Here is a 24,429-nt window from a genome sequence, read left to right on the forward strand (position 1 = left end):
AACGAATATCGTCAGGCGGAAACGTCACGCGCTGAGACAAGATTGCGACGGCGGCTGCGCCCGAGGAGAGACACAATGATCATCATCATCGCCTCGCAGTGCGCTCAGCAGATTCGATCGTGTTGACCAGCAGCATCGTAATGGTCATGGGACCCACCCCGCCCGGAACCGGTGTGATGTATCCCGCCACCTCGCTGACAGACGGATAGTCAACGTCACCGCACAATTTTCCCTCGTCGTTTTTATTCATCCCGACGTCGACGACCGTCGCACCCGGCTTCACCATATCCGACGTCAGGATGGCCCGCCTCCCGACGGCCGCAACGATGATGTCTGCCGATCTCGTGTAAGAGCCCAGATCCGCAGTCTTGCTGTGACAAACGGTGACCGTTGCACCCGCCTCAAGGAGCATCAGCGCCATCGGCTTGCCTACGATGTTCGATCTGCCGATGACGACCGCGTGCCTGCCCGTCACGGCAATACCGTAGGCTTCGAGCATCTTCATCACGCCATACGGCGTACACGGCCGAAACTGCGGCTGCCCGGTCATAAGAGCGCCCGCGTTAGCGACATGGAAGCCATCGACGTCTTTTTCTGCTGCGATGGCCTCGATCACCTTATGGCTATCAATGTGTGCCGGAAGAGGAAGCTGGACGAGAATGCCATGAATACTGGGGTCCGAATTCAGTTCCCCGATCCTGGCAAGCAGATCCTCTTCCGACGCGGTGGCGGGCAGCCGATCAAGCCGCGAATACAGGCCATTTTGTTCACAGGCCTTGACCTTGTTGCGCACGTACACGGCGCTTGCCGGATCATCCCCGACCAGCAGGACCGCAAGCCCCGGCGTCACCCCAATGACCTTCAACGCCGCCGCGCGCTTCGACACTTCGTCGCGCAATTGTTTCGAGACCGCCACACCATCGATTACTTTCGCCTGACTCATAGCCACCTTAGGCTCTCCCGCTTCCATGACATTGGACACAACCGTACATAATCATTGAAGCGGAAGTTACCACACGTATCTACGCGTAGCACCCTTTATTTTTTTGTTGATGCGCCTATCGCGTGGATGTAATCTCCGTACATATATGTCTATTGTTGGGTCCCAGAGCGATTCCCACGACACCATGAGCGAGACGACTCAATTTGGGGATGACTGGGCCCGTACGTGCCGGCGTCTGTTTCTTCGCGGCTGCAAGGCGGTGACGTACGCGGGGCCAGCAGGTCGACCCGTCGTCAACGTTGAGATCTGGGTCTCGTACGAGAACTCGACCTCCCCAGATGATGAACTTGCGGATGTTGTCGATTACAGCGTCATGCGCGACGCCCTGCTTCAAGCAGACACCTCGACCGTCGGACGGTTTATCTCGACTGTGCTCGACGACCTGGCGAACTGGCCGGTGCGACGTGCCCGCATCGAGGTGATCGACGAAGAAAGCGGGAACCTAATCGGCGAAGGCGAACGAATGACCCAACAATGAGGTCTTGGTTGCCGAAGCGTCACGCTGCGCGCGAACCGATCAGACGGCGTACTCGCGGCCGCAGTCAGCCGCATCATCACATCTTTATTGAGGAAGTTACATGTTCTCGAATGTCCAGCCTTTTGCGGGCGATCCGATCCTGGGGCTGATGGAAAAGTACGCACTAGATCCACGCGAACAGAAGGTAAATCTCGGCGTGGGCATCTACTACGACGAAGCCGGCCGCATTCCTGTGCTTCCGTCCGTACGTGAAGCGGCGTCGCGTGTCTTCGAAACAAACGCGCCGACAAGCTATCTGCCGATTGAGGGCGATAGCGTGTATCGGTCACACGTAGCCGCACTCCTTTTCGGCACACAGGTGGAATCGCTTTCCGATTCGCTCGCCGTCGTGCAATCGATTGGCGGTAGCGGTGCGCTGAAGGTCGGCGCTGACTTCCTGAAGCATCATTTCCCGTCGAGCGCAGTCTATGTGACGGATCCGACCTGGGACAATCATGTCGGCATCTTCGAAGGTGCTGGCTTCGCGGTTGGCCGCTACCGCTACTACGACGCGCAGTCGAAAGGGCTCGATTACCAGGGGATGACAGCGGATCTGCGTAATCTCAAACCAAGAGACATCGTGCTTCTGCATCCGTGCTGCCATAACCCGACGGGCGTCGACCCGACGCGCGAACAATGGACGCAAATTCTCGACATCATCGAGGAGCGCAATCTGATCCCATTCGTCGACATCGCGTATCAGGGGTTTGCTGCCACCCTTGAGGACGACGCCTATGTCGTCCGAGATCTCTCGCGTCGCCGTTTGAATTTTCTCGTCAGTAGCTCGTTTTCGAAGATCTTCTCCCTCTATGGTGAGCGATGCGGTGCGCTGACCATCCATTGTGCCAACTCGGCCCAGACGAGCAACGTGCTCGGCCAGCTAAAGTTCACAATTCGGCGCAACTATTCTTCGCCGCCGACACAAGGTATGCGCCTGATTTCCACGGTCCTCTCTGATAGCGGGCTGCACAAGCAATGGACTGACGAGTTGGAGGAAATGCGAACTCGCATCGTCACCATGCGCGAGAAACTACATGCTTCGCTGGTCGAAGCCATTCCCGAACGGGGCTTCGAGCACATCGTCAAACAGCGTGGGATGTTCGCGTATACGGGGCTGAGCCCTCAGGAAGTTGCCGCACTTCAGACCGACTTCGGCGTGTACGCGGTATCGACCGGCCGCATCTGCATCGCCGGGCTTAACGAAAGCAACGTGGAGTATGTTGCACACGCGTTCGCGAAGGTCTCGCGGTAAGACACTGGCCTGCGTCGGGGCCGCGGGTCCGCCGATCCCGGCTTCAAGTTGACGGCGATGGCGTGCGAGCGCCACCGCCCTTAAGTACGCTAAGAGAAAGGAAAGCCGATTTGAGCGGCGGGACGCGCCGTGCGTCGCCGCTTCTTTTGTATGCGCCCAATTCAGAGCTTGATTCCGCTCAGCACTTCCAGGTAACGCGGCGCAACGCGCTTGCGTACCTCCTGGCTCTCCTTGATACCCGTCAGGTAGTAGCCAAGCTGGTGGAAATAGAGAATTTTCGCGCGGATGAGGCTATCGGGCCTGGAGTGCCCCATCTCCTGAAAGATCTTCTGCAGATGGGCGATGCGTTCGCGGTCGATCCGCGCAACCTCCTTCGCCACAGCCGTGTCCTTTCGAGCCCATTCGCGCATTGCCATGTCGAATTCCGACGAAAACTGCCGCTCATCGACAAAAAGGTTCACCAGCTGTCGCAACCGTGCCTTCGCCAACTGCTCCCGCCCCCTCGGATGCGACTCGTCAGGTTCGACGAGCGACCGGAGCACCCGATCGTTGACCTCCGTCCAGTATTCAATCAACGCGTGGAGCAATTCCTGTCGGTTCTTGAAGTGCCAGTAGAAGCTGCTCCGGCTTATTTCCAGCATCGTAGCTAGCGGTTCGACCTTGACGGCGTCGATACCTTGCTCAATCAAAATTGCCCGTGCGGCATCAAGCCAGACAGTACGGTCGACGACAGGTCGAGCCGCCTTGGTCATCTTCCTCGTTGGTTTCTCACTTACCATTTCACGCTGCACCCGTAACTGGTCCAAGTTGATTTGCCGTAGCAAGCACTCGCTCCCTCCGGCCAACACCCGCGCCTCTGAGCCGTGGCTCCGTCCGACCCGCCCCGTTTGCGCTCCTTCATCGGCGGTAGATCTACATAAACAGACAATGGACACCTTTGCCCATTAACAAACACCCCTTGTAATCCACGTGATGCGGAAGTCCCACCCGGGCCGATCTCATCGTCCCTACCGCGGATAGCACTACATGGCTCAAACGGTGTCCGCCTTTCCTCGGCACATTCTAGGCTCCAATGGCCGCAAGCGCTAGCCTGAAGTCACCAGGTTACCGGCGGATACTGCAGGGGCGTAAACCACTACGCCACAAATGACAAAAGAGATTGCTCAAAAATATTGGAAATCTTATCTTACGTACAGAACTGTCCATTGTTTGCGAGTGCCGTCCCGCCACGCCGTTTCGGCTGCAGCGTATCGACGAGCCGGGATGTTCGTTCAGTTCCACTGACCAGAGATCCACAACTGTCGCCCCGCACAGCCTGAGGATCTTTTTACTTATACATAACCTGCAGAGGTAAACCACATGCAAACGGCAACGAAAACCGCGCTCGCGTTGGCCTGCATGGCAGCCATGACAGCCATTGCTCATGCCGACCAGACTGTCACCATTGGATATGGTGGACCGCTGACGGGCCAGGTCGCCCACGTTGGAAAAGATGCGGAAAACGGCGTTCGACTCGCAATCGACGACGCCAATGCCGCCGGCATCAAGATCAAGGGCAGCACCGTGCACTTTGTTCTCGACGCGGAAGATGACGCGGCAGACCCGAAAACGGCTGTCACAATCGCACAAAAATTCGTCGACGAGAAAGTCAGTGGCGTAGTTGGACACCTCACATCCGGCGCGACCATCCCCGCATCGCGGACGTATGCCAACGCCGGAATTCCGCAGGTTTCGCCGTCTGCTACCAACCCCACACTCACCCGTCAGGGATTTGCAACTGCCTTCCGGGTCATCGGAGACGACAGCTCCGTCGGCCGCGTAGTCGCACAGTACCTGGCGAAGACGAAAGGCTACAAGCGCGTTGCGATCGTCGACGACCGAACCGCCTACGGTCAGGGCATCGCCGACGTAGTCGCCAGCGAATTGAAGGCAGCCGGCGTGGACGTGGTCGATCGTCAGTTCGTGACCGACAAGACTATCGATTTTCGCGGCATTCTCACCGAACTCAAATCGAAGAATCCGCAGGCAATCTTTTATGGCGGCGTTGATGCGCAGGCGGGACCGATGCGCAAGCAGATGACGAGTCTGGCCATGACGATGCCACTCGTTGGCGAGGCAATTGAAACCGACAAGTACATCCAGCTGGCAGGCGCAACCGATGCCGAAGGTACCGTGTCGGCTGAATCGGGGCAACCGCTCGACCACATGCCGAAGGGCAAATCGTTTGAGGAGAAATTCAAGAAATACGGTACCGTCGTGCTCTATGCACCGTACGCCTATGACGCGACCTGGGCCCTGATCAATGCGATGCGCCTCGCGGATTCGACGGCGCCAGCCGACTATCTGCCCGCCATGAAGAAGGTCGACTTTGACGGCGTGACCGGCAAGATCGCATTCGACAACAAGGGCGATCTTCGCACCGCGAACGTGACATTGTACGAAGCGAAGGGTGGCAAGTTCGTCCCTATCGACACAGTATCGCTCAAATGAACCTATCCAGCTTCTGCTGACCAGAACCGGAATCGCATCCCGATTCCGCACCAAATAATTTCGAACTACTAATGAAAAAAACGATTCTTACTGCCGCACTCTTTTGCAGCAGCACTGCTTTTGCCCAGTCCTCAGTGACGCTCTATGGCCTGATCGATGCGGGTGTGACCTACACCAACAACGTCGTGACACCGGCTGGTCACGGCTCGGTGGTGCAGTTCGTTTCCGGCTCGTCTCAAGGCAGTCGCTGGGGCCTGAAAGGCTCGGAAGACCTTGGCGGCGGCCTGAAAGCGATCTTTACCCTGGAAAATGGCTTCGACGTCGGCAGTGGACAACTAGGTCAGGGTGGGCTTATGTTCGGACGCCAGGCATTCGTTGGTCTCAGCAGCAACTGGGGTACGCTGACACTCGGCCGCCAGTATGACTTCATTGGTGACATTCTGCCCGCCTATGCCATCGGCGCCAACACACCTGCCGGACTGCTCGCATGGAGCCTGCCAGCTTATGCTGCCGGCGGCTACGTGCTCGACAACCGCGTCTGGGGCGACGAAGTGAACAATTCGGTCAAGTACCAGTCACCGACGTTCGCCGGCTTCAACTTCGGCGCGATGTATGGTTTCGGCAATGTCGCCGGCTCGCTCGGCACGAACAGCTCCAGTAACTTTGTGCTGAACTACGACAACGGCCCGTTCAGTGGGTCGCTTGCGTACATGTCGATCCACAATGCGACCGCCACCGCCAATTCACGGGAATTCGCGGGCGGTGCTGCGTACAACATAGGCAAGGCACGACTCTTCGCGCTCGTCACGGACGTTCAACTATCCAGCGGCACAAAGGATCGTGCAACGACCTATGAAGGCGGCGCCACCTATCAGTGGGTCCCACAGTTGCAAGTGGGCGGCGGATTTCAATACCAGCACCGGAACAACGGTCTTGGCAGCGCGAACCAACTTGTGCTAAGCGCCGATTACTTCCTGTCGAAACGAACCGACGTGTACCTGGTCGGCGCGCTCGCGCACGATCACGCATTCGGCGCGCAGGCGCAGGCTGCGCTCGGTGGACCTTCCAGCACGGACGTCCAAACTGCCGTGCGCGTTGCAATCCGCCACAAATTCTAAGGCGTACGTCCAACCCGGTGCGCCGTCTGGAGTGCTGCACGGCGCATCGGTTCACCCAGGGACGAACATCCGCCCGGCACCGGGCTTTCTGCTATCGCGCGCGACCGGCAGTCTGCGCGTCATATTGGTGTTGAGCGGACAGTACGTCCTCGATGTGCACGACGGCCCAGGCCGTCAGCGGCTCGATGGCTTCAGCAAGCGTCCTTCCCAACTCCGTGAGCGAGTACTCGACGGCAACGGGCATGCTGGTAATCACTTCGCGACTTACGAGACCATCACGTTCGAGTCTTCGCAGCGTTTGGCTTAGCACCTTCTGTGATACCCCCTCGATCTCGCGCCGCAACTGATTGAAACGCGTCGGCCGGCATTTCAGTAGCCTCACGACCAACAACGCCCACTTGTCTGCCAGTCGCTCGAATATCAGTCGCGCGGGACATCCTTCTTGATAAACGCTATAGCTGCGGGAAGCATCCCTGCCCACTTCTTGACCTGGTGCGGAGACTTGCCGCAGTGAGGTTTCCTCTGGGTAACTAGCTGACATCACGGTTCCTTCTTGTGCGCAGTGTTTTGAATCTCTACCATTTGGCCACTTAAATTCCACATCTGAACAGGAGCATTCATGGCGAAGGCCGTCGTTGTCTACTTCTCTGGTTATGGTCACACGAAGCGTGTAGCCGAAGCGGTCGCCGAGGGCGCCGGCGCGCTCCTTGTCGCTGTCGATTCCGACGGCCACGTTGACGAACAAGGATGGGCAGCCCTTTCCGAAGCCGATGCCATCATCCTTGGTGCGCCAACCTATATGGGCTCGGTCCCCTGGCAGTTCAAAAAATTTGCGGATGCAACTTCAAAAAAGTGGTACACGCGTGAATGGCAAGACAAGGTATTCGGCGGTTTTACCAACAGCGCGAGCTTTAACGGCGACAAGCAGGTCACACTGATCTACCTTCAAACGCTTGCATCCCAGCACGGCGGCGTATGGGTCAGCCTCGGATTGTTGCCAGCAAACGGAAAATCCTCCAGCCGTCATGACGTCAATAACCTGGGCGGTTCCGTTGGCGTTCTTGTACAAACGCCTGCCGACGCGAGCGCAGACGAAATGGCCGTCGGCGACCTGGAAACGGCAAAGCTGTACGGGTCGCGCGTTGCCGATGTCGCGCGACGCCTTCACGGCTGACACCAGGGCAGCGGCATCGGCTGCGCCAACGAAACGGCGCAACGGTGCCGTCCCGATCACTCTGAATTCGGGTACAACGATGCTTGCTACAGGCCTCCCTTCTGCACCACCGATAGATTTTCGATTGCTTCAGCTTCGCTTTCGAAGATACAGGGAGCAAGCTTGCGTCGAGACAGTGCGTCACCAAGCTTCGCGCGCATGAATGCGCTTGTGGTGAACCGGGTCACGCTCGCGTAGTAGCGTTGTACGCAGTCGTGCACCATCTCTGAATACGAATCTTCAAAATCACGGTCGAGTGCAAAGCCCTCGTAGTTGACCACGGCTTGAACGCGACGGCCCTGTGCAACAATCGGTGCGCAAATTTCTGCGACCTTCGTGCTAATCGCCTGAATGACACCCGAACTCTTGATTTCCAGTTGCGCGAAGTTCAGATAGAGCACATTCTTCGCCGGGTCGTATGCGAAGCGCTCGTCGAACCGCAGATCGACCAGCAGCCTGCGCAGTTGCATCGGCTCATCACGGAAGATCAGCGCATCCATCCGCCGCGGGCCGTCTATCTGCGGTCGAAACGCCATGTGGGCAAGCACGTCTCGCTCCAGATCGATACCCGGTGCGATTTCGGTTAGCACAAGGCCTTCCTCACGCAGTTCGAACACGCATCGCTCCGTCACGTATAGCACCTCCTGATTCTGTTCTGTCGCGCGCGAGCCAGAGAATGTGCGATGTTCGACCTCTGCAATGAATTTTGGCGCACCACCATCGCGGGTAATGTGCAAAACACCCGACTCGATCGTGGCGTCGCATTCGCCTGCCATGAAGCTCCCGGCAAAGACGACTTTCCTTGCGCTTTGGCTGATGTTGATAAAGCCTCCTGCGCCGGCCAGCCGCGATCCGAACCTGGAAACATTCACGTTGCCTGCGGCGTCCACTTGCGCGAGGCCGAGCACTGCAACGTCCAGTCCGCCGCCGTCATAAAAATCGAACTGGTACGGCTGATCGATAATCGCGTGTGGATTGACTGCCGCCCCAAAATTGAGGCCGCCTGCCGGTATGCCGCCAATGACGCCCGGCTCAGCGGTCAGCGTAAATAGATCTGAAATCTTTTCTTCACTCGACACCGACGCGACACCCTCTGGCATGCCGATGCCGAGATTCACGACGCTCCCAGCGCGAAGCTCCATTGCCGCGCGACGCGCAATGACCTTGCGCAGGTCCAGCGGCATCGGCATCGCACCGCCGGTCGACACGCGCAGCTCGCCGGAGTAGGCCGGATCGTAGTCGGTCGCAAACGTCTGCTGATGCTGGTCAGGCGCGGCTACTACGACGCAGTCGACCAGGATGCCCGGAATCTCTACTTGCCTCGGATTCAGGGCGCCACGGGCCGCGAGCCGCTCGACCTGGACGATCACGAGGCCGCCGCTGTTACGTGCAGCCATGGCGATTGACAGGGTTTCAAGCGTCAGTGCCTCGCGCTCCATCGTCACGTTGCCGTCCGGATCCGCTGTCGTGCCGCGCAGGATCGCGACATCAATCGGAAGTGCCGGATAAAACAGGAACTCCTCGCCCCGCACCTTCATGATCGACACGAGTTCTTCAGTCGTGCGCGCATTGAGCTTGCCTCCGCCGTGGCGCGGATCGACGAAGGTTCCGAGACCAATACGGCTCAGGTGTCCCGGCTTGCCCGCAGCGATGTCGCGAAACAGGTGTGCGATCACGCCTTGCGGCAAGTTGTACGCTTCAATCTGATTCTCGAGCGCAAGCTTCTGTAGCTTCGGAACGAGTCCCCAATGCCCGCCAATCGCACGCCGGACAAGTCCGGCGTGCCCGAAGTGATTGAGGCCTCTATGCTTTCCATCACCCTGGCCAGCCGCGTACATCAATGTGAGATCGGCAGGCTTTTCGTCGGCCGGCACGTCGTTGTCGAGGTACAACGCATCGAGGGAAGCCGCGACCGCCTCTGGAAAACCGATCCCGACGAACCCGCCAGTCGCGACGGTCGCTCCCGGCCGAATCAGCCGGACCGCATCAACCGCGGGTACGCACTTACTGCGCTCACCGTCGGACAACACCGCAATTGAATCGCGCACACCATGACTCATTCGTCGTTCCCGTAACGCGTGGCCCAGCTGCCGTTTAAGGGGAGCGCAATGTCCGTGATCGCATCCTGAACTGGCGAACACGCGAACGGAACGGCTTCACCGGAGTTACTCAAGTCCGCGCACTGGTCGATCACGAGCAAGCCGTATTGATCAGCTAGCGATGAACGCAACGGCTCTACATCCCCGGAGTTACGAAGTCCGTGCAGCACAAGTCCTGCGCCCCGCGCCGTGAGTTTCCGGGCCACAGAGAGTCCGATGCCGCAGGCCGCCCCTGTCACGATCGCCGCCCTGTCCTGGATCACTTGAGTACTCCTTTGCCTGCATTTCAGGCGCGACGTGCGGGAAGCACCGTACCGCGGCATTCGCCAAAGCCGATCCTGCGGAAGCCATCGCGCTGGCACCAGGCGCGCAAGATGACCGTGTCACCGTCGAGCAGGAATCCGCGCGTCTCACCGTTCGAGAGCGTGATCGGGTTCCGGCCGCCTGTGGTCAATTCAAGCAGCGAGCCGGCCGCATCGGGCGTGGGGCCAGACAATGTGCCGGTACCCAGCAGATCTCCATCACGCAGGTTGCACCCATTGACCGTGTGGTGTGCGAGAAGCTGTGCAACGGTCCAATAGGCCTCGCCATAGTTCGAGCGGCTGATGCGATCACCCACATGTCCCGCGGCACGCATCGTCTCCGTCTGAAGCCAGACTTCGAGTTCAATGGATATCGCGCCGCGCTCGCGGTTGCCGGGCGAATCCAGGTACGGCAGCGGTTCCGGGTCGCCTGCCGGCCTCTGGTACGGCATCCGAAACGGCTCAAGCGCGTCGAGCGTCACCATCCACGGGGATACTGTCGACGCGAAATTCTTGCTGAGGAACGGCCCGAGTGGCTGATACTCCCAAGGCTGGATATCGCGTGCGGACCAGTCGTTGAAAAGCGTGAGTCCGAACACGTGATCGTCGGCATCCGCAATGGGAATAGGTTCGCCAGGCGCATTCGGAGCCGCGACGAAGATGCCGAGTTCGAGTTCGTAATCGAGCTTCTGCGTCGGCCCCACCTCCGGTTCCGACGCGCCCGGTGCAAGCGTCTGCCCGCGCGGCCGACTGAAGGTGTGACCAAGGTCCGGCGAGCTGACGTCGATCGACGATGCTCGTCCGTGGTACCCGATCGGCACCCACTTGTAGTTTGGCAGCAGAGGGTTATCCGGACGGAATTGCTTGCCGACTGTCGTCGCGTGATGAACGCTCGTGTAGAAGTCGGTGTAATCACCGACCGTACACGGCAACCCCATTACGACGTGCGCCTGAGGCACGAGTGCCGCGCGAAATTGCGCCTCCTCGTGACTACCCGTGCGAAGCCCAGACGAGATGCTGCTGCGGAGCGCTTGCCTCGCTGCACGGGGCAAACGCATCACCTCGTGTATGTCATCGCGCTGAATCAGCCCCGCGCGCTTGAGTTCGAGCACCTGATCGCCGATGGCCACGCCGACATGCCAGTCTGCTTCGTCGGTGCGCCGAAAGCGGCCAAACGGCAGATTCTGGATTGGGAAATCGCTTGCTGGATCGTTGGCCGATTCGACCCAGCTCCGCAGAGCCGGATCGTGTGAGCTGTCGAGGTTTGCCATTACCTTGCCTGATCGAATTCGTTCGCGTGCAAAAACGTCGCGTGCTTCGGCGCACGCTTCGTCCTTGACCATTCATCCAGCATGTCCCATTTCACCGCGTCGAGTCTGCGAATCATCGCTTCCTCGTCCGGGTCTGGGCACGCGAGTTCGACGCGGTGCCCATTGGGATCGAAAAAGTAGATCGAATGAAACGCGCCGTGGTCGGTGACACCGAGCACCTCGACGCCGTTTGCTTCGAGGTGCACCTTGAACTCGAGCAATTCAGCACGGTCCTTCACGCGGAACGCGATGTGCTGAACCCAGGCAGGCGTATTCGGGTCTCTGCCCATCTCCGGCTGCGTCGGCAACTCGAAGAACGCCAGCACATTGCCGCTGCCCGCATCCAGAAAGATGTGCATGTACGGGTCTGGCGCCTTGGTTGATGGCACGTGGTCTTCGGCGATGGCGAGCACGAAGTCCATGTTGAGCATCTTCTGGTACCAGAGAACCGTTTCTTTCGCGTCCCTGCACCGATATGCGACGTGGTGGATCCGGTCGATCTTCACTCTTTTTCTCCGACGTTCAATACGCCGCGCTCGATCTGGTCACGCTCGAGCGACTCGAACAGTGCCTTGAAGTTGCCTTCGCCGAAACCATCGTCGCCCCTGCGCTCGATGAACTCAAAGAACACCGGGCCGAGCACAGGTTGCGAGAAAATCTGCAGCAACAGTCGCTTCTGTCCGCCTTGCGTCGAACCGTCAAGCAGAATCCCGCGCGCCTGAAGTTCAGGCAACTGTTGACCATGACCGGGCAGTCGCGTCTCGATCGCCTCGTAGTAGTACTCGTTGGGCGCAGTCGTCATGGGTACGCCAGCCAGTTGGAGGTTATCGAGCGTACTGACGAGATCATCCGTTAGCAGCGCGACGTGCTGGATGCCTTCACCATTGAACTGCAGAAGGAATTCTTCGATCTGGCCGCCGCCCTGCTTCGCTTCCTCGTTGAGCGGAATCCGGATCTTGCCGTCCGGCGCAGTCATGGCCTTGCTGGTGAGGCCCGTGTACTCGCCCTGGATGTCGAAGTAGCGAATTTCCTTGAAATTGAACAGCTTCTCGTAGAAGGACGCCCAGTACGCCATACGCCCACGATAGACGTTGTGCGTCAGGTGGTCGACGAGCTTCAAGCCGTGCCCATTCGGGCGGCGGTCGACGCCAGGCAGGAACTCGAAGTCGATGTCGTAAATGGACTGTCCGTCTTCGAAGCGATCGATCAGATACAGCGGCGCGCCGCCAATACCCTTGATGGCTGGCAGTTTCAGCTCCATCGGCCCGGTAGGCATGTCGAGCGGTTGCGCGCCCAGCTCGAGTGCCCGCTCATAAGCCTGGTGCGAGTCTTTCACGCGAAACGCGAGACCGCACGCCGAGGGGCCATGTTCTGCGGCGAAATACGCTGCCGGACTCTTCGGATCGCGGTTGACGATGAAGTTGATGTCGCCCTGGCGGTACAGCACGACATCTTTCGAGCGATGCTTTGCGACGAGCGTGAAGCCGAGTTTTTCGAACAGCGGCTCGAGCACATTGGGCACAGGCGAAGCAAATTCGACGAACTCGAAGCCCATCAGACCCATCGGATTTTCAAAAAGATCAGCCATGATTAGTCATCCAAAACAGAAAGAATTGAAGTATTTCCATAAGGGGGCACGCGGATCGCACGTGCCCCTGCTCTACCGAACAATCAATGGAGAATCAGGGTGTCGCCTCGAGAAACTCCGCTGCGGCGTCCAACATCCACTTGAGTACGAACTCGGCATACCCGATGTCGAAATAAACGGCGTACTCGCTTTCGCTTCTGTGCATCAACATGGCAGGCAGTCCGGCAAATCGCGTCGTAACAACACGGTTCACAGGAAAGCTCTCGCGGTACATGTCGAGTGAACAGCCCTTCGAGATGAAAGCCTGGGCTTCACGCCCTTTGATAAGAAAGCCGATCCGGCTATCCGAAACCAGCGTTACGGTGGCAAATTGCCCGGTAAGCGCAGCCGTCAATGCGGACAGGAGCTTCTCCTCAGCATCGAGCGCACAAAAGCACAGATATTCGTTCGGCCCTGCCCATGCGAGCCGGACATCGGTGCCAATGGATACTCGTTCGGCGGTCGGCACGCCGACACCCAGGCTTGCGGTGACCTGCGTCCGGAATGCTTCGTGCGTCGTGCGCCCCTGCACGCGGATGATGCCAGCAAGTGGCAGTTCCGAAATCTGCAGCCCGTCTGCCCGGATCGGGAAAACGCGCGCATCCGCGAACTGCTCCGCTACTGTCGAACGTGCGATCAGCTTATCCATTGAGACGCGCCCCCTTCGGATCAAAATGCGCGGTTGGCACGACGCGGGCTGCGATGATCTTGCCCTTCGCGTAGATGTGCACCACCTCACCCAGACGCGACGCTCCGTTGCGCAGGATGCCGAGACCAATTGCCTTGTCGAGCATCGGACTTATGCACGAGGTCGTTACATAGCCATGTGAAGCGGCTGGGACTTTCAGATCGCCCGCATCGACGAAATGACCACCGACGGGCAACTTCGCCTTTGGATCGACCGATTCCAGACCAACGAATTCGAGACGATTGCCGGACTTGTCGGCCGGTCGCTGGAGAGAGCGCTTGCCGATGAAGTCGTCAGCTTTCTTCTCGATAATCTTCGCCCAACCGATATCGAGCGGATTCGAATTTCCGTCGGTATCGGCTCCCACGTGCAGATAGCCCTTTTCGGTTCGCATCACCTCAAGCGCTTCGATACCGTACGGCGTGATACCGAGCGGCTTGCCTGTCGTAGCGATGAGATCCCAGAGCGACTTGCCGTAGCGGCCCGCAACCGAGATTTCGTATGTGACCTCGCCGGTGAAACTTGCTCTAAGGATACGCACCGGCACGCCTGCGAGCGTCCCACTACGGAAGTGCATATGCGGAAAGCGCTCCGCAGAGAAGTCGATGTCCGACTGGATCTGTGTCAGCACATCGCGCGCCTTCGGACCGGACACCGTGACGTTGGCCCACTGCGTCGTGACGTTATTGACGTGCACGCGCAAGTCCGGCCACTCGCATTGCAGGTACTCCTCCAGCAGCAAGGCCACGCGCGCGACGGCACCGCTCGTCGCATGAACCAGGTAGTGGTCTTCCGCCAGCCGCACCACGACGCCGTCATCGATCAGCACGCCGTTGTCGTTCGTCAACATCGCATAGCGCGCAAAGCCAGGCTTCAGCGTCGCAAGGTTGTTCACGTAGACGCGGTTCAGGAATGTGGCCGCGTCCGGCCCCTTGATTTCGATCTTGCCGAGCGGCGAGCCGTCGAAGATGCCGACACCATTGCGCACGGCGAACACCTCTCGGCGCGTCGCCGCTACGATGTCTTCTTGGCCTAGCGGATAGTAGTCCGGCCGACGCCATCCGTAGTCGCCGAACCGGGCTTTCGCTTCCCGATGCGATGCAACCGACGGCAGCGTCTGCCACGGCGCATAGAGCTCGCCAACCGTATTGCCGGCAAATGCACCGATCGTCACCGGCTGGTACGGCGGGCGGAAGCGCGTCGTACCGACGTTCACGATCGGCTGGCCGCTCAACTCGGCCATGACGGCAAGGATGTTGAAGTTGCTGGATTTCCCCTGGTCGACACTCATGCCGCCCGTTGTATAGCGCTTGACGTGCTCCACTGAACGGAAGTTTTCGCTCATCGCCAGTTCGATGTCGGACACCTTCACGTCGTACTGGAAATCGAGCCATTGCTTGTCGGTGCGCGTGCTCTGTGTGTACCAGTAGGGCTCGATGTTCAGTGCTTCGAGTTCGGCCGCATGTGTCTTCGGTGCGACGGAAGTCGAAGCGATCTCTGCGCCAAGTTGCCGCGCGGCCGATTCGGCGGCTTCGATGCCGGCTTCAAGGCATGTCGTCAGCGCAAAATCACCATTTGCAGCGCCGATCACACGCACCGACTGCCCGCAGGTAAGCGGCACGAGGCACGCATCAGCCTCCTTGTACTGCAGGGTGCCACCGGCCTGGCTGTATAAATGGATGGTCGGCGTCCAGCCGCTGGACATCGCAACGAGGTCGCAGTCGACCGTTGTGATCTCGCTGGCTAGCTTGCCGTTGCCGAGATGCGGCGACAGCTTGACTGCCCTGACTTTGCGCTTGCCCACCACGTCACGGATAGCGTAGCCGACGTAATGCTCGATGTTCGACCGTTTCAGTTCAGCGGCCAGCCTTTGCGAAACGCTCGAGCGTGTGTCGACCACACAGAGTGACCTGATGCCGATCGCGTGCAGGTCAATCGCAGTCCGGTAGGCATCGTCGTTGTTTGTTGCGATGACGACGCGCGAGCCGGGCACGACGCCGAAGCGGTTCACGTATGTGCGAACTGCCGACGCGAGCATGATGCCGGGGCGATCGTTATTCGCGAAGACGAGGGGACGCTCGATAGCGCCGGTCGCGAGGATCACCGAACGCGCGCGGATGCGCCACAGACGTTCCCGGAGGCGTCCGGCCTGGCCATTTGGTCCGAGGTGATTGTTCACGCGTTGCGCTGCGACGAGGACATTGTTCTCGTAATAGCCACTGACATTGGTGCGCGGCAGCAACTGTACGTTCGGCAATTGCTTGAGCAGCGCGATCGTATTCTCGACCCACTGCACGCCCGGAACGCCGTCAACATCGAAACGCTCTGCAGCCAGTGACCCGCCGAACTCTTCACGATCATCCACAAGCATCACGCGCAGTCCCGCGCGCCCAGCGATGAGCGCCGCAGATAGCCCCGCCGGACCACCGCCGACAATAAGCAGATCGCAATAAGCGTTTCGCTTTTGGTAATTTTGCGCGTCGGGCAGCTTCGGCGATTTGCCGAGACCCGCAATAGGACGCACGAATCGCTCGTAGAAGTGCCAGTTTGGCCACATCATCGACTTGTAATAGAACGACGCGGGCAACAGCTTCGCGAAACGATCCATCACGCCGAATACGTCATGCTTTGCATTCGGCCAGGCGTTCTGGCTCGCAGCTTGCAGGCCAGAGTACAGCGGCATCATCGTCGAGCGGACGTTGGGTTCGTCGAAGCGGCCCGACTCGAGTTGCATGAGTCCGTTCGGGTCTTCGACTGCACTGCCCATGATGCCGCGCGGCCGGTGCAGCTTGAAGCTTCGGCCGACAATATCGATGCCGTTTGCGAGCAACGCCGCGGCGAGCGTGTCGCCCTCAAGTCCTTCATAGGACTTGCCGTCGAAAGTGAATGGCACCTTGCGGCGCTGCGCGTCGACCGGCCGTCCGTACACCGATACGCGCGCGCGGTTACGCAGCTTCATGGATGCCCCCGGTGATTGCGCCGCTAGGCTCGCTCGTCTGCGAAACGCTGTCTAACGTGAAGACGCGAACAAGCGCGTGGCTGACAGTGTCGCGCTCGAGGCCGAACCACTGCCGGCAGCCGAAGGTATGGCGCCAACGTTCGAGCGATTTTCCACGCACGTTGTCTCTCGTAAAAAGGTAATCGGCCCACTGCTGGTCCGAGAGTGCTTGCGGCGCCGCCGGCCGCACGCGGTCAAACGGCCCACCGTACGTGAACTCGTCTTCGTCGCGCGTGCTGCCACAGTATGGACAGGGGATGCGTAACATGATTCTTCTCGCTTAGTGGTCGACGCCGGCGGCTGCGGCTTCATTGACGAAACGACCGGTTGCGAAGCGGTCCATGCCGAATGGCTCGATAAGAGGATGCGGGCGATCGTTGGCTACGGTGTATGCCAGCGTCTCTCCGCCGACGGGGATCGCCTTGAAACCGCCGGTACCCCAGCCGGTGCTGATATACAGTGCAGTCACTGACGTCTTGCCGAGAATGGGGCTCGTATCGGGCGAGATATCCACGATGCCTGCCCACTGACGCATCAGCTTCAGGCGGCTGAATGCCGGAAACAGGTTCAATCCAGCGCTTAAGGTGTCTTCGAGCGCCGGGAGCGTCCCTCGCTGCCCATACGACGGATACGCATCGGCTCGACCGCCGATCAGGATCTCGCCACGGTCGGACTGACTCACGTAGCAATGCACAAGCGGCGACACGACGAGACCATCGAGGATGGGCTTAACAGGCTCGCTGACCATGGCCTGCAACGCGACACTGGTGATTGGCAACGACAGGCCGGCCATCTTCGCCATCACCGACGAGTGCCCCGCAACCGCGATCACAACCTTGTCGGCGTGAATGTAACCGAGCCTGGTTTCCACGCCCTGAATCCGGTTGCCGTTCATGCGAAGACCGGTCACCTCGCAGTTCTGAATGATGTCGACGCCCAGGTTGTCTGCGCCACGCGCATAACCCCAGGCAACCGCATCGTGACGCGCAACGCCTGCCCGGCGCTGGATGAACCCGCCCAGAATCGGGAAACGGGCATTGGGGCTGGTATCCAGTGCCGGCATGAATTCCCGGATCTGGTCCAGATCAAGCATCTCGGCATCGATCCCCTGCAGCTGGATGGAATTCGACCAGCGTTCGAGGTTGTCCATCTGGTGCGGGTTATGAGCGAGCGTCAAGGCACCACGCTGGCTCAGCATGATGTTGTAGTTGAGCTCCTTGCTCAGGCCTTCATACAGCTGCAGCGAGCGCTCAAAGAAGTTCGTGCTCTCCGGGTAGAAATAATTCGACCGGATGGCAGTCGTGTTGCGCCCAGTGTTACCGCCGCCGAGCCAGCCTTTCTCGAGCACCGCGACATTGGTAATACCGTGATTTTTTGCAAGGTAATACGCGGTGGCGAGGCCTTGCCCCCCTCCCCCGACGATGACGACGTCATATCGAGATTTCGGTTCGCGGGAGCGCCACGCTGGCGTCCAATTACGATGGCCGGACAGCGCGTGCTTCGCGATCGACCAGAAAGAATAGTGTTCCAAGCGAGACCTCTTCCGCGGTTCAATTACAGGACAACGGTACGATGGCCGTTCAGGAAGATGCGACCTTCACTGAACAGGCGAACTGCATGGGCAAGTGCCACCGCCTCGGTGTCGTGGCCCACGAGGACCATGTCCTCCGCGCTGTATGTGTGATCGATGGCTTTGACCTCCTGCGCGATGATGGGGCCCTCGTCGAGATCGCTCGTGACGAAATGTGCGGTCGCGCCGATGACCTTCACGCCCCGGTCGTGGGCCTGGTGGTACGGACGAGCGCCCTTGAAACCCGGCAGGAACGAATGGTGAATGTTGATGGCCCGCCCTTCGAGCTTGCGGCTCAGATCGTCCGACAGGATCTGCATGTAGCGTGCGAGCACGAGCAGTTCAGCACCGGTAGTGGCGAACAGATCGAGGATCTGCGCTTCCTGCTGGGGCTTGGTTTCCGGCGTAATCGGGTAGTGGTGGAACGGGATGCCATACCACTCAACCAGACTGCGACAATCGTTGTGGTTCGACACAACACCGACGATGTCGATTTCGAGTGCACCGGCTCGCCACTTGGTCAACAGCAGGTTCAGACAGTGGTCGTACTTCGAAACGGCGATAAGAACCTTCGGACGATAATTTGCCGGCCGTAGCGCGTAGCCCATTTCCAGTTCCCCGGCGAGGACCGTCAGCTTCGCGCGCAGGTCGTCAATCGAGCCCTTGAGCACGTGGTCGTCGAACACCATGCGCGCGAAGAACTTCGCGGTCTGCGGGTCGCCATAGTGAAACGACTCCGTGACGAACGCGCCCTGCTCGTACAGCAGGCTCGACACCTTTGCGAGAATGCCCAGTCGATCGGGGCATTCGAAGGTGAACATGTAGTCAGACGTCTTGTGCTCGGCAGGTGTGGGCATGGAAGCTTCCTGAAAACTAACAAAAGGTCGGGTGTGCCGTGACTTGTCGCGCAACGATCTGGCACCTTGTGGCACTTGCCGAGTTCAGGTACCGCACCGTCATCAAACAATATTTATTTATTGTTTGATGACGGCAGAGCCCGCGAGTCGCGGTTTAGCTGGTCGATGACATCAAGCCGACTGCACTTTCCGGCAAGTATAGGAGCGGCCAAAAAACGACACAATAAGAATTTAATGTTACTTGTTTGTGGTATACCCTTGAAACAGGGTCACGGGTCGCCCGCCTAGGGCTTCCCGTAATACACTGCAGCCGCACGCACACGACAGGCTGGCCATGAGTACCGCTACGAATACCGAACCGACACGCCGCGCGGCCCCGCGCAGAACCCAGGAAGAGCGCAGCGATGCGACCCGTCGGCGCATCATCCAGTCAGCGATGAATCTCTTGCACAAAAAGGGGTTCAAAGCCACAAATCTTCAGAACATTGCACGAGGGGCGCGCGTGACACTCGGCGCCTTGCAGCATCACTTCGCCAATCGCCAGATCCTGATGGAGCGACTCATCGATGAAGTGATGGCTCCACTGTCAGACAACGGTGTGGTCTGGCCTCCGCTCGAGCTGCCGCTTGAACAGCGCGCCCGCGAGTTTGTGCACCTGGCATGGAAAACGATCTACGGCGTTCCAAGCTACATCGCGGCGTGGAGCCTGTTCTTCGGATGTAAGGCGTCCCCGGAACTATTTGCGAAAATTGATGCGAATCGGGCCCGTTCCGATCCTGTGTTCTTCGCGCGCTTTATCACGTGTTTCCCCGAGGTGGCCGCCACGCATCCGAATCCACCGCAGTTTGCCGGCTTCGTTTTCGCGAGCTTGCGGGGGATGGGGATGTTCGATCTGTTCGACGTTGCACAGGAGGAGATCGATGGGCAGTTAGAGGTCCTGGTGCAGGTCATCGTGCAAGCCGGCTATGCAAAGGGCAAATAGTGGTGCATTGACTGCAGATGCGCGGGCTGTCGAAAAATTCTCAACGCGTTAGCCCGCTGCGCGTGTCGGTTAAGGCAATCCGACCCATCGCATCGGCTCCTTGGTCATAGTGAGCACGCCGTCGCAACCGTCCAGCCAATCACCTCGGCGTCGCCTTAACTCCGCACTAGGGCGAGATCTCACAGTGCTCGCTCCCGAACACCGTCTTCGACACTGAGCTATTCGAAAGAACGCGATTGAGAAGGGTCACAAAACGCGGCCCGTCGTCGTTCCGCTCGCCGAGAAGCTGCGCATCTAATTCCTTGAGGATCGCTGCGGCCTCTTCCGCCATCGTAAGACCGTGCTCAGTCAGAGCAATGCTCCAACTGCGATTGTCTTGTGCGTGTCGGGTCTTGGCCACTACCCCGCCAGCCGCGAGACGCGACACAAGCCGGGATAACGCGCCCGTGTCGCAACCTAGTTGATTGGCAAGCTCGACCAGGGTCATGGATTGACCATGGGCCAGGAACGCTATCACTTTGGACTGCGCGAGGGACACTCCAACCAGCGACCGCAATTTCCCATCGGCGGACCGAAATATCGCTCTTTCGACGTCGACGAACCAGGCAAGCCAGTTCTCCGCTTGGTTCCATTCTATAAGGACTGCGGAATAATTACCGTACTTCATCGGATCGCTTAGGTGTTGGGTCACACATCTTTTGCCAGACAGGTCTTCAGTCCCGAACGGGCGCGCTCGCCATTACCAAGGGAAACGAAGACTCTACTTCTATTCCGTTAGTATTGCCCCTCGGCGCCGAGCCGCGAATGTTCGCGTTTATATGCCAGAGGGTAAAGCGAGTTGAGGCGATCAGGACGGCCCACACGTCGACAGGATCAAGTGAACCCCAGTAGCGCGGGCCTCCTCGCCGCGGAGTCCCGGTTATCGGATATCACAACGTCAATCGCCTCGACCAATACCAACCTAGTCACCGCGTTGACGTTGAGTGTCGCCAACGAGGCGACACGTGCCAACAACACCGCACGGGGTCCAAGTCGGCGTTGCCTGACGGCTCGTTGGTTCACCGCGCGCCAGCGGTAGCCTTCCTGGCCGTCGCCTTTCGCTTCTGGTCGGCGCGCAACTGGACAATATTCGGCACTTCGACGCCCAGCAAGCCGTAGACGTAACTGATGTGCTCCTGAGCGAAATGGTCGTCTAACGGACCATTGCCCAGCAGAAGGCGCATATAAACCGGTGCGTATAGAAGTTCGCCAAGCGTCTCAATGTTCGGAGGGACGGGGATGCGCGCCGTGCTGCGCCACGCTTCGAGCATTTCGCGAATCAGAGCGCGGCGTCCGTAGTGAAACCGCTCTCGGAACTCACGCAGCACGGCCGGATCGGCTTGCCCCTCTGCGATGATCTGCGCGACGATTCTGCCAGACCATCCTGCGTACTCGTGAATTAACGAAACCAGGTGCAACGCGATTGCTTCGCCGGGCGGTAGATTGTGCGGCATCGGCGTCTTGACGATGTGATGCTCCATGAACGCATCGATCACGACGAGAGCTTTCGATTCCCACCAGCGATAGATGGTCGCCTTCCCTACGCCCGCCTCCTTCGCAATCGCTTCAATCGAGATGGATTGAATCGTGCGCGTCTCGAGCAGCCGAACCGTCGCAGCAAGAATCTGCGTGCGGACCTCTTCGCTGCGCGGCCGGCCGGCACCCCGTGCCGCGGCCGTTGCTGTAACGGGAAGCTGAGCGTTTGTCTTCATTGGCGTAACGGAAAATCGGCGGGCAATATCGCCGACGCTCGCCCACAGTGGGCGGGGCGCCGGCGACGACGTGTCGTCCTGGCAGCACGGAGCAATTATAAGACACATCGTACCTTAATTTTCCCGACGCGCCAGCACCTTCAAAGACCGCCCAGCGCCACGTACTTGATTTCCAGGTAGTCGTCGATACCGTACTTCGAGCCTTCCCGGCCAAGGCCCGACGTCTTCACCCCGCCGAACGGCGCGACCTCCGTCGAGATCATTCCCTCGTTGACCCCTACCATGCCGAACTCGAGTTGCTCGACCACACGGAAGATCCGGCCGACGTCGCGGGCAAAAACGTAGGAGGCGAGCCCAAACGGCGTGTCATTGGCCAATGCAACGGCCTCCTCCTCCGTTTCGAATCGAAACAGCGGCGCAACTGGCCCGAAGGTTTCCTCGCTGAAGATCAGGGCATCGTGAGGTACGTCAGCCAGGACGGTCGGTTCGAAGAAGAAACCACCGAGCGCGTGGCGCTTGCCACCAGCTACCACGCGAGCGCCGCGGGCGACTGCATCCTCGATGTGCTCTTCGACCTTACGCACGGCATCTTCGTTGATCAGAGGTCCCTGCACGACCCCCGCCTCCATGCCATTACCGACCTTCAGGGCAGCCGACGCGTCGGCGAGTTTCTTTGCGAATACGTCGTAGACACCCGACTGCACGAGAATACGATTGGCCGCCACACAAGCCTGACCCGCATTGCGGTACTTCGCAGCCAACGCGCCCTTGACAGCAGCATCCACGTCCGCGTCGTCGAAAACGATGAGTGGCGCGTTGCCGCCAAGCTCCATGCTCGTCTTCTTGATGGTCGGCGCGCACTGTGCCAGCAACTGCGCCCCGACCTCGGTCGATCCGGTGAAAGACACCTTGCGGACCACCGGGCTTGCGGTCAGTTCACCGCCGATCGCGCGGGCTGATCCCGTAACGACATTGCAAACGCCAGGCGGCAGCCCCGCGCGCTCGGCGAGCACGGCCAGTGCGAGCGCGGACAAGGGCGTCTGGCTCGCGGGCTTGATGACACCCGCGCAACCGACTGCCCATCCCGGTCCGGCTTTTCGGGTAATCATCGCGGACGGGAAATTCCACGGCGTGATCGCCGCAAACACGCCAATCGGCGCCTTCTGCACGAGGATTCGACGGCCATCGACGTTATGCGGAATGATGTCGCCGTAGACGCGCTTGGCTTCCTCCGAGAACCACTCGATGAAGCCAGCTGCGTACAGGATCTCACCGCGCGACTCAACGAGGGGCTTACCTTGCTCCGCCGTCATGATGACGGCGAGGTCGTCGATGTTCTCGAGCATCAGGTCGTAGAGCGCGCGCAGTACCTTTGCGCGGTCCTTCGGCAGCGTCTTGCGCCATCCCTGCATGGCTCGTTCGGCTGCAGCAATGGCGCGCCGGGTTTCTTCCGCGCCGCCGTTCGGCACCCGGGCGACTAACTCGCCCGTTGCGGGGTTGCGCACTTCGAGCGTCTGGCCGCTGTCGGCCTGTACCCATTCGCCGCCAATCAGCATTGCCTGCCGCAGCAGTTCCGGGTCCTTCAGAGGTAGTGCAATCGGTTCACTCATGACTGTCGGCCTTCAAACGGGGTTACGGCCGATGAAGAAGGCCTCGTCGAGATCTCGGGTCGGGTTCAGGCCTGCCGCTTCGAGGCCCTTGCGCAACACCATCATGTCGCGCTGGTAGACACGCTGCGTCGGATGCGGCATGGGACCACCGTTGTAGCCCTGCAGCCAGCCCTGGTATTTCCACATCATGCGATTCAGCAGGCCGTTGGCCGCCATCGGCAGGCTCGCGAAGGCCTTACGGGCGGGGTCCATCTGGTACCAGAGCTGCGTGGCCTGGTCGTACTCGCCGGCGCGAATCAGCTTGTGAATGCGCGGCAGAAGCGGCCCGTAGTAGGACGAGTAGTTGGTGCCGCAAAACGGGATATCCATCACCTGCGCGAGAGGCACATATTCATATTCGAGCGGCGACGAGATGACGACTTCCTCATGAAACTCACGATGCACCTCGATTGCCGACATGATGTACGGCAAGCCGCCCTCCGCCTTGATCGCGACGACGTTCGGAATCTCGTCGACCATGCGACGCAGCACCGGCACCGGAATGTCAGCCGGGTGCAGGCGCGAGAAACCCCACGCCGGCAACGGAAAGACCATCACGCCGAGATTCGTTGCGGCACAGATGGCCTTCGTGTACTCGAACACCTCGTCGTACGACTTCGGGTAGAAAAACGGGGGATAGCCGAGCAGCACGAGATCCGCGCCGGCGGCCTCTGCCAGCCTAACCGCCTCAATGTTGTCCTCGAGCGTGTTGAACACGGCGTGGTGCACGATCACGAGGCGTCCCGCGGCCTGCTCCGCCATGATCTCGCAGAACTCCCCGTACTGCGCCTGCGTGATGGCGACTTCCGAGCAAGACAACGAACCGACGAATCCATGCTCGATGGCCAGTTCGACGTCGTGGCGAACGGCCTTTTCGTTGATCCGCTTGAAGTCCGACGTCATTGTCGGAATCGTGACGTTGGCGACGCCAACGAGATGTTCGCGCGCCCAGTCGCGAGCTTCATTTTTGGTGTAGCGAGCCATGCAGTGCTCCTTTCGTCTG

At 59.5% G+C, this 24,429-nt stretch carries 23 protein-coding genes; 6 read left to right on the forward strand and 17 right to left on the reverse strand.

The annotated features are described in order from the left end of the window. Window positions 1-85: 85 nt before the first annotated feature. Window positions 86-943 (reverse strand): bifunctional methylenetetrahydrofolate dehydrogenase/methenyltetrahydrofolate cyclohydrolase FolD, encoded by an 858-nt coding sequence (folD, locus tag AB4Y35_RS28370; RefSeq protein WP_368706980.1) that lies wholly within the window; start codon window positions 941-943, stop codon window positions 86-88. Between the two features lie 184 nt (window positions 944-1,127). Here folD and AB4Y35_RS28375 point away from each other — a divergent pair, with 184 nt between their 5' ends. Both AB4Y35_RS28375 and AB4Y35_RS28380 read left to right on the forward strand, forming a co-directional pair. Beyond that, window positions 1,128-1,481, forward strand: a complete 354-nt coding sequence (locus AB4Y35_RS28375) for a hypothetical protein (protein ID WP_368706981.1) — start codon at window positions 1,128-1,130, stop codon at window positions 1,479-1,481. Window positions 1,482-1,581: 100 nt separating this feature from the next. After that, window positions 1,582-2,772, forward strand: a complete 1,191-nt coding sequence (locus AB4Y35_RS28380) for an amino acid aminotransferase (protein ID WP_368706982.1) — start codon at window positions 1,582-1,584, stop codon at window positions 2,770-2,772. A 161-nt stretch (window positions 2,773-2,933) separates the two neighbouring features. Here the strand turns inward: AB4Y35_RS28380 and AB4Y35_RS28385 are convergent, their stop codons facing one another. After that, window positions 2,934-3,524 carry a TetR/AcrR family transcriptional regulator gene (locus AB4Y35_RS28385; protein ID WP_368706983.1) on the reverse strand — a complete coding sequence of 197 codons (591 nt, stop codon included), beginning with the start codon at window positions 3,522-3,524 and terminating at the stop codon, window positions 2,934-2,936. A 607-nt stretch (window positions 3,525-4,131) separates the two neighbouring features. Here AB4Y35_RS28385 and AB4Y35_RS28390 point away from each other — a divergent pair. Both AB4Y35_RS28390 and AB4Y35_RS28395 read left to right on the forward strand, forming a co-directional pair. Next, the gene (locus AB4Y35_RS28390) at window positions 4,132-5,262 is read left to right on the forward strand and encodes a branched-chain amino acid ABC transporter substrate-binding protein (RefSeq protein WP_368706984.1); all 1,131 of its coding nucleotides are present in this window, start codon (window positions 4,132-4,134) and stop codon (window positions 5,260-5,262) included. Window positions 5,263-5,333: 71 nt separating this feature from the next. After that, entirely contained in the window at window positions 5,334-6,380 is a 1,047-nt protein-coding gene (locus AB4Y35_RS28395; RefSeq protein ID WP_368706985.1) for a porin, read from the forward strand. A gap of 91 nt (window positions 6,381-6,471) precedes the next feature. Here AB4Y35_RS28395 and AB4Y35_RS28400 read toward each other — a convergent pair whose 3' ends face one another. Further along, window positions 6,472-6,921 carry a winged helix-turn-helix transcriptional regulator gene (locus AB4Y35_RS28400; RefSeq protein ID WP_368706986.1) on the reverse strand — a complete coding sequence of 150 codons (450 nt, stop codon included), beginning with the start codon at window positions 6,919-6,921 and terminating at the stop codon, window positions 6,472-6,474. Between the two features lie 78 nt (window positions 6,922-6,999). On the opposite strand from AB4Y35_RS28400, the gene AB4Y35_RS28405 reads away from it, so the two are divergent. Next, a complete protein-coding gene (locus tag AB4Y35_RS28405) occupies window positions 7,000-7,554 on the forward strand; it encodes a flavodoxin domain-containing protein (RefSeq protein WP_368706987.1) in 555 nt (184 codons plus the stop codon). Window positions 7,555-7,640: 86 nt separating this feature from the next. On the opposite strand, the gene AB4Y35_RS28410 is transcribed toward AB4Y35_RS28405, so the two are convergent. The 10 genes from AB4Y35_RS28410 to purU all read right to left on the reverse strand — a co-directional run bounded on the left by AB4Y35_RS28410 (window position 7,641) and on the right by purU (window position 19,044). Continuing rightward, window positions 7,641-9,653, reverse strand: coding sequence for an acyl CoA:acetate/3-ketoacid CoA transferase (locus AB4Y35_RS28410; protein WP_368706988.1), 2,013 nt, complete (start codon window positions 9,651-9,653; stop codon window positions 7,641-7,643). Continuing rightward, complete coding sequence (locus AB4Y35_RS28415) at window positions 9,650-9,955, reverse strand: SDR family NAD(P)-dependent oxidoreductase (protein ID WP_368706989.1); 306 nt, start codon at window positions 9,953-9,955, stop codon at window positions 9,650-9,652. The genes AB4Y35_RS28410 and AB4Y35_RS28415 overlap by 4 nt, the downstream gene beginning before the upstream one ends. Window positions 9,956-9,978: 23 nt before the next feature. Continuing rightward, window positions 9,979-11,265 carry a fumarylacetoacetase gene (gene fahA / locus AB4Y35_RS28420; RefSeq protein ID WP_368707226.1) on the reverse strand — a complete coding sequence of 429 codons (1,287 nt, stop codon included), beginning with the start codon at window positions 11,263-11,265 and terminating at the stop codon, window positions 9,979-9,981. Beyond that, the gene (locus tag AB4Y35_RS28425) at window positions 11,265-11,810 is read right to left on the reverse strand and encodes a VOC family protein (protein ID WP_368706990.1); all 546 of its coding nucleotides are present in this window, start codon (window positions 11,808-11,810) and stop codon (window positions 11,265-11,267) included. The genes fahA and AB4Y35_RS28425 overlap by 1 nt, the downstream gene beginning before the upstream one ends. Beyond that, window positions 11,807-12,892 carry a 4-hydroxyphenylpyruvate dioxygenase gene (gene hppD, locus AB4Y35_RS28430; protein ID WP_368706991.1) on the reverse strand — a complete coding sequence of 362 codons (1,086 nt, stop codon included), beginning with the start codon at window positions 12,890-12,892 and terminating at the stop codon, window positions 11,807-11,809. Before hppD ends, AB4Y35_RS28425 begins: the two co-directional genes overlap by 4 nt. 94 nt (window positions 12,893-12,986) lie before the next feature. Further along, complete coding sequence (locus AB4Y35_RS28435) at window positions 12,987-13,580, reverse strand: sarcosine oxidase subunit gamma (RefSeq protein WP_368706992.1); 594 nt, start codon at window positions 13,578-13,580, stop codon at window positions 12,987-12,989. Further along, on the reverse strand, window positions 13,573-16,578 hold the full coding sequence (locus AB4Y35_RS28440) for a sarcosine oxidase subunit alpha family protein (protein WP_368706993.1): 3,006 nt from the start codon (window positions 16,576-16,578) through the stop codon (window positions 13,573-13,575). The genes AB4Y35_RS28435 and AB4Y35_RS28440 overlap by 8 nt, the downstream gene beginning before the upstream one ends. Further along, the gene (locus tag AB4Y35_RS28445; protein WP_368706994.1) at window positions 16,565-16,885 is read right to left on the reverse strand and encodes a sarcosine oxidase subunit delta; all 321 of its coding nucleotides are present in this window, start codon (window positions 16,883-16,885) and stop codon (window positions 16,565-16,567) included. The genes AB4Y35_RS28440 and AB4Y35_RS28445 overlap by 14 nt, the downstream gene beginning before the upstream one ends. Window positions 16,886-16,897: 12 nt before the next feature. Then, window positions 16,898-18,148 carry a sarcosine oxidase subunit beta family protein gene (locus tag AB4Y35_RS28450; RefSeq protein ID WP_368706995.1) on the reverse strand — a complete coding sequence of 417 codons (1,251 nt, stop codon included), beginning with the start codon at window positions 18,146-18,148 and terminating at the stop codon, window positions 16,898-16,900. A gap of 23 nt (window positions 18,149-18,171) precedes the next feature. Next, window positions 18,172-19,044 (reverse strand): formyltetrahydrofolate deformylase, encoded by an 873-nt coding sequence (gene purU, locus AB4Y35_RS28455; RefSeq protein ID WP_368706996.1) that lies wholly within the window; start codon window positions 19,042-19,044, stop codon window positions 18,172-18,174. A 334-nt stretch (window positions 19,045-19,378) separates the two neighbouring features. On the opposite strand from purU, the gene AB4Y35_RS28460 reads away from it, so the two are divergent. Further along, window positions 19,379-20,026, forward strand: a complete 648-nt coding sequence (locus AB4Y35_RS28460; protein ID WP_368706997.1) for a TetR/AcrR family transcriptional regulator — start codon at window positions 19,379-19,381, stop codon at window positions 20,024-20,026. Window positions 20,027-20,192: 166 nt separating this feature from the next. On the opposite strand, the gene AB4Y35_RS28465 is transcribed toward AB4Y35_RS28460, so the two are convergent. From AB4Y35_RS28465 to AB4Y35_RS28480, 4 genes are all read right to left on the reverse strand, one after another. Continuing rightward, a complete protein-coding gene (locus AB4Y35_RS28465) occupies window positions 20,193-20,693 on the reverse strand; it encodes a MarR family winged helix-turn-helix transcriptional regulator (protein ID WP_368706998.1) in 501 nt (166 codons plus the stop codon). A 391-nt stretch (window positions 20,694-21,084) separates the two neighbouring features. Next, window positions 21,085-21,777, reverse strand: coding sequence for a TetR/AcrR family transcriptional regulator (locus AB4Y35_RS28470; protein WP_368706999.1), 693 nt, complete (start codon window positions 21,775-21,777; stop codon window positions 21,085-21,087). A gap of 140 nt (window positions 21,778-21,917) precedes the next feature. Beyond that, the gene (locus AB4Y35_RS28475; RefSeq protein ID WP_368707000.1) at window positions 21,918-23,387 is read right to left on the reverse strand and encodes an NAD-dependent succinate-semialdehyde dehydrogenase; all 1,470 of its coding nucleotides are present in this window, start codon (window positions 23,385-23,387) and stop codon (window positions 21,918-21,920) included. Window positions 23,388-23,399: 12 nt separating this feature from the next. Next, a complete protein-coding gene (locus AB4Y35_RS28480) occupies window positions 23,400-24,410 on the reverse strand; it encodes a dihydrodipicolinate synthase family protein (protein WP_368707001.1) in 1,011 nt (336 codons plus the stop codon). Window positions 24,411-24,429 lie beyond the last annotated feature (19 nt).

Source organism: Paraburkholderia sp. EG286A, assembly GCF_040965375.1.
Lineage (GTDB): Bacteria > Pseudomonadota > Gammaproteobacteria > Burkholderiales > Burkholderiaceae > Paraburkholderia.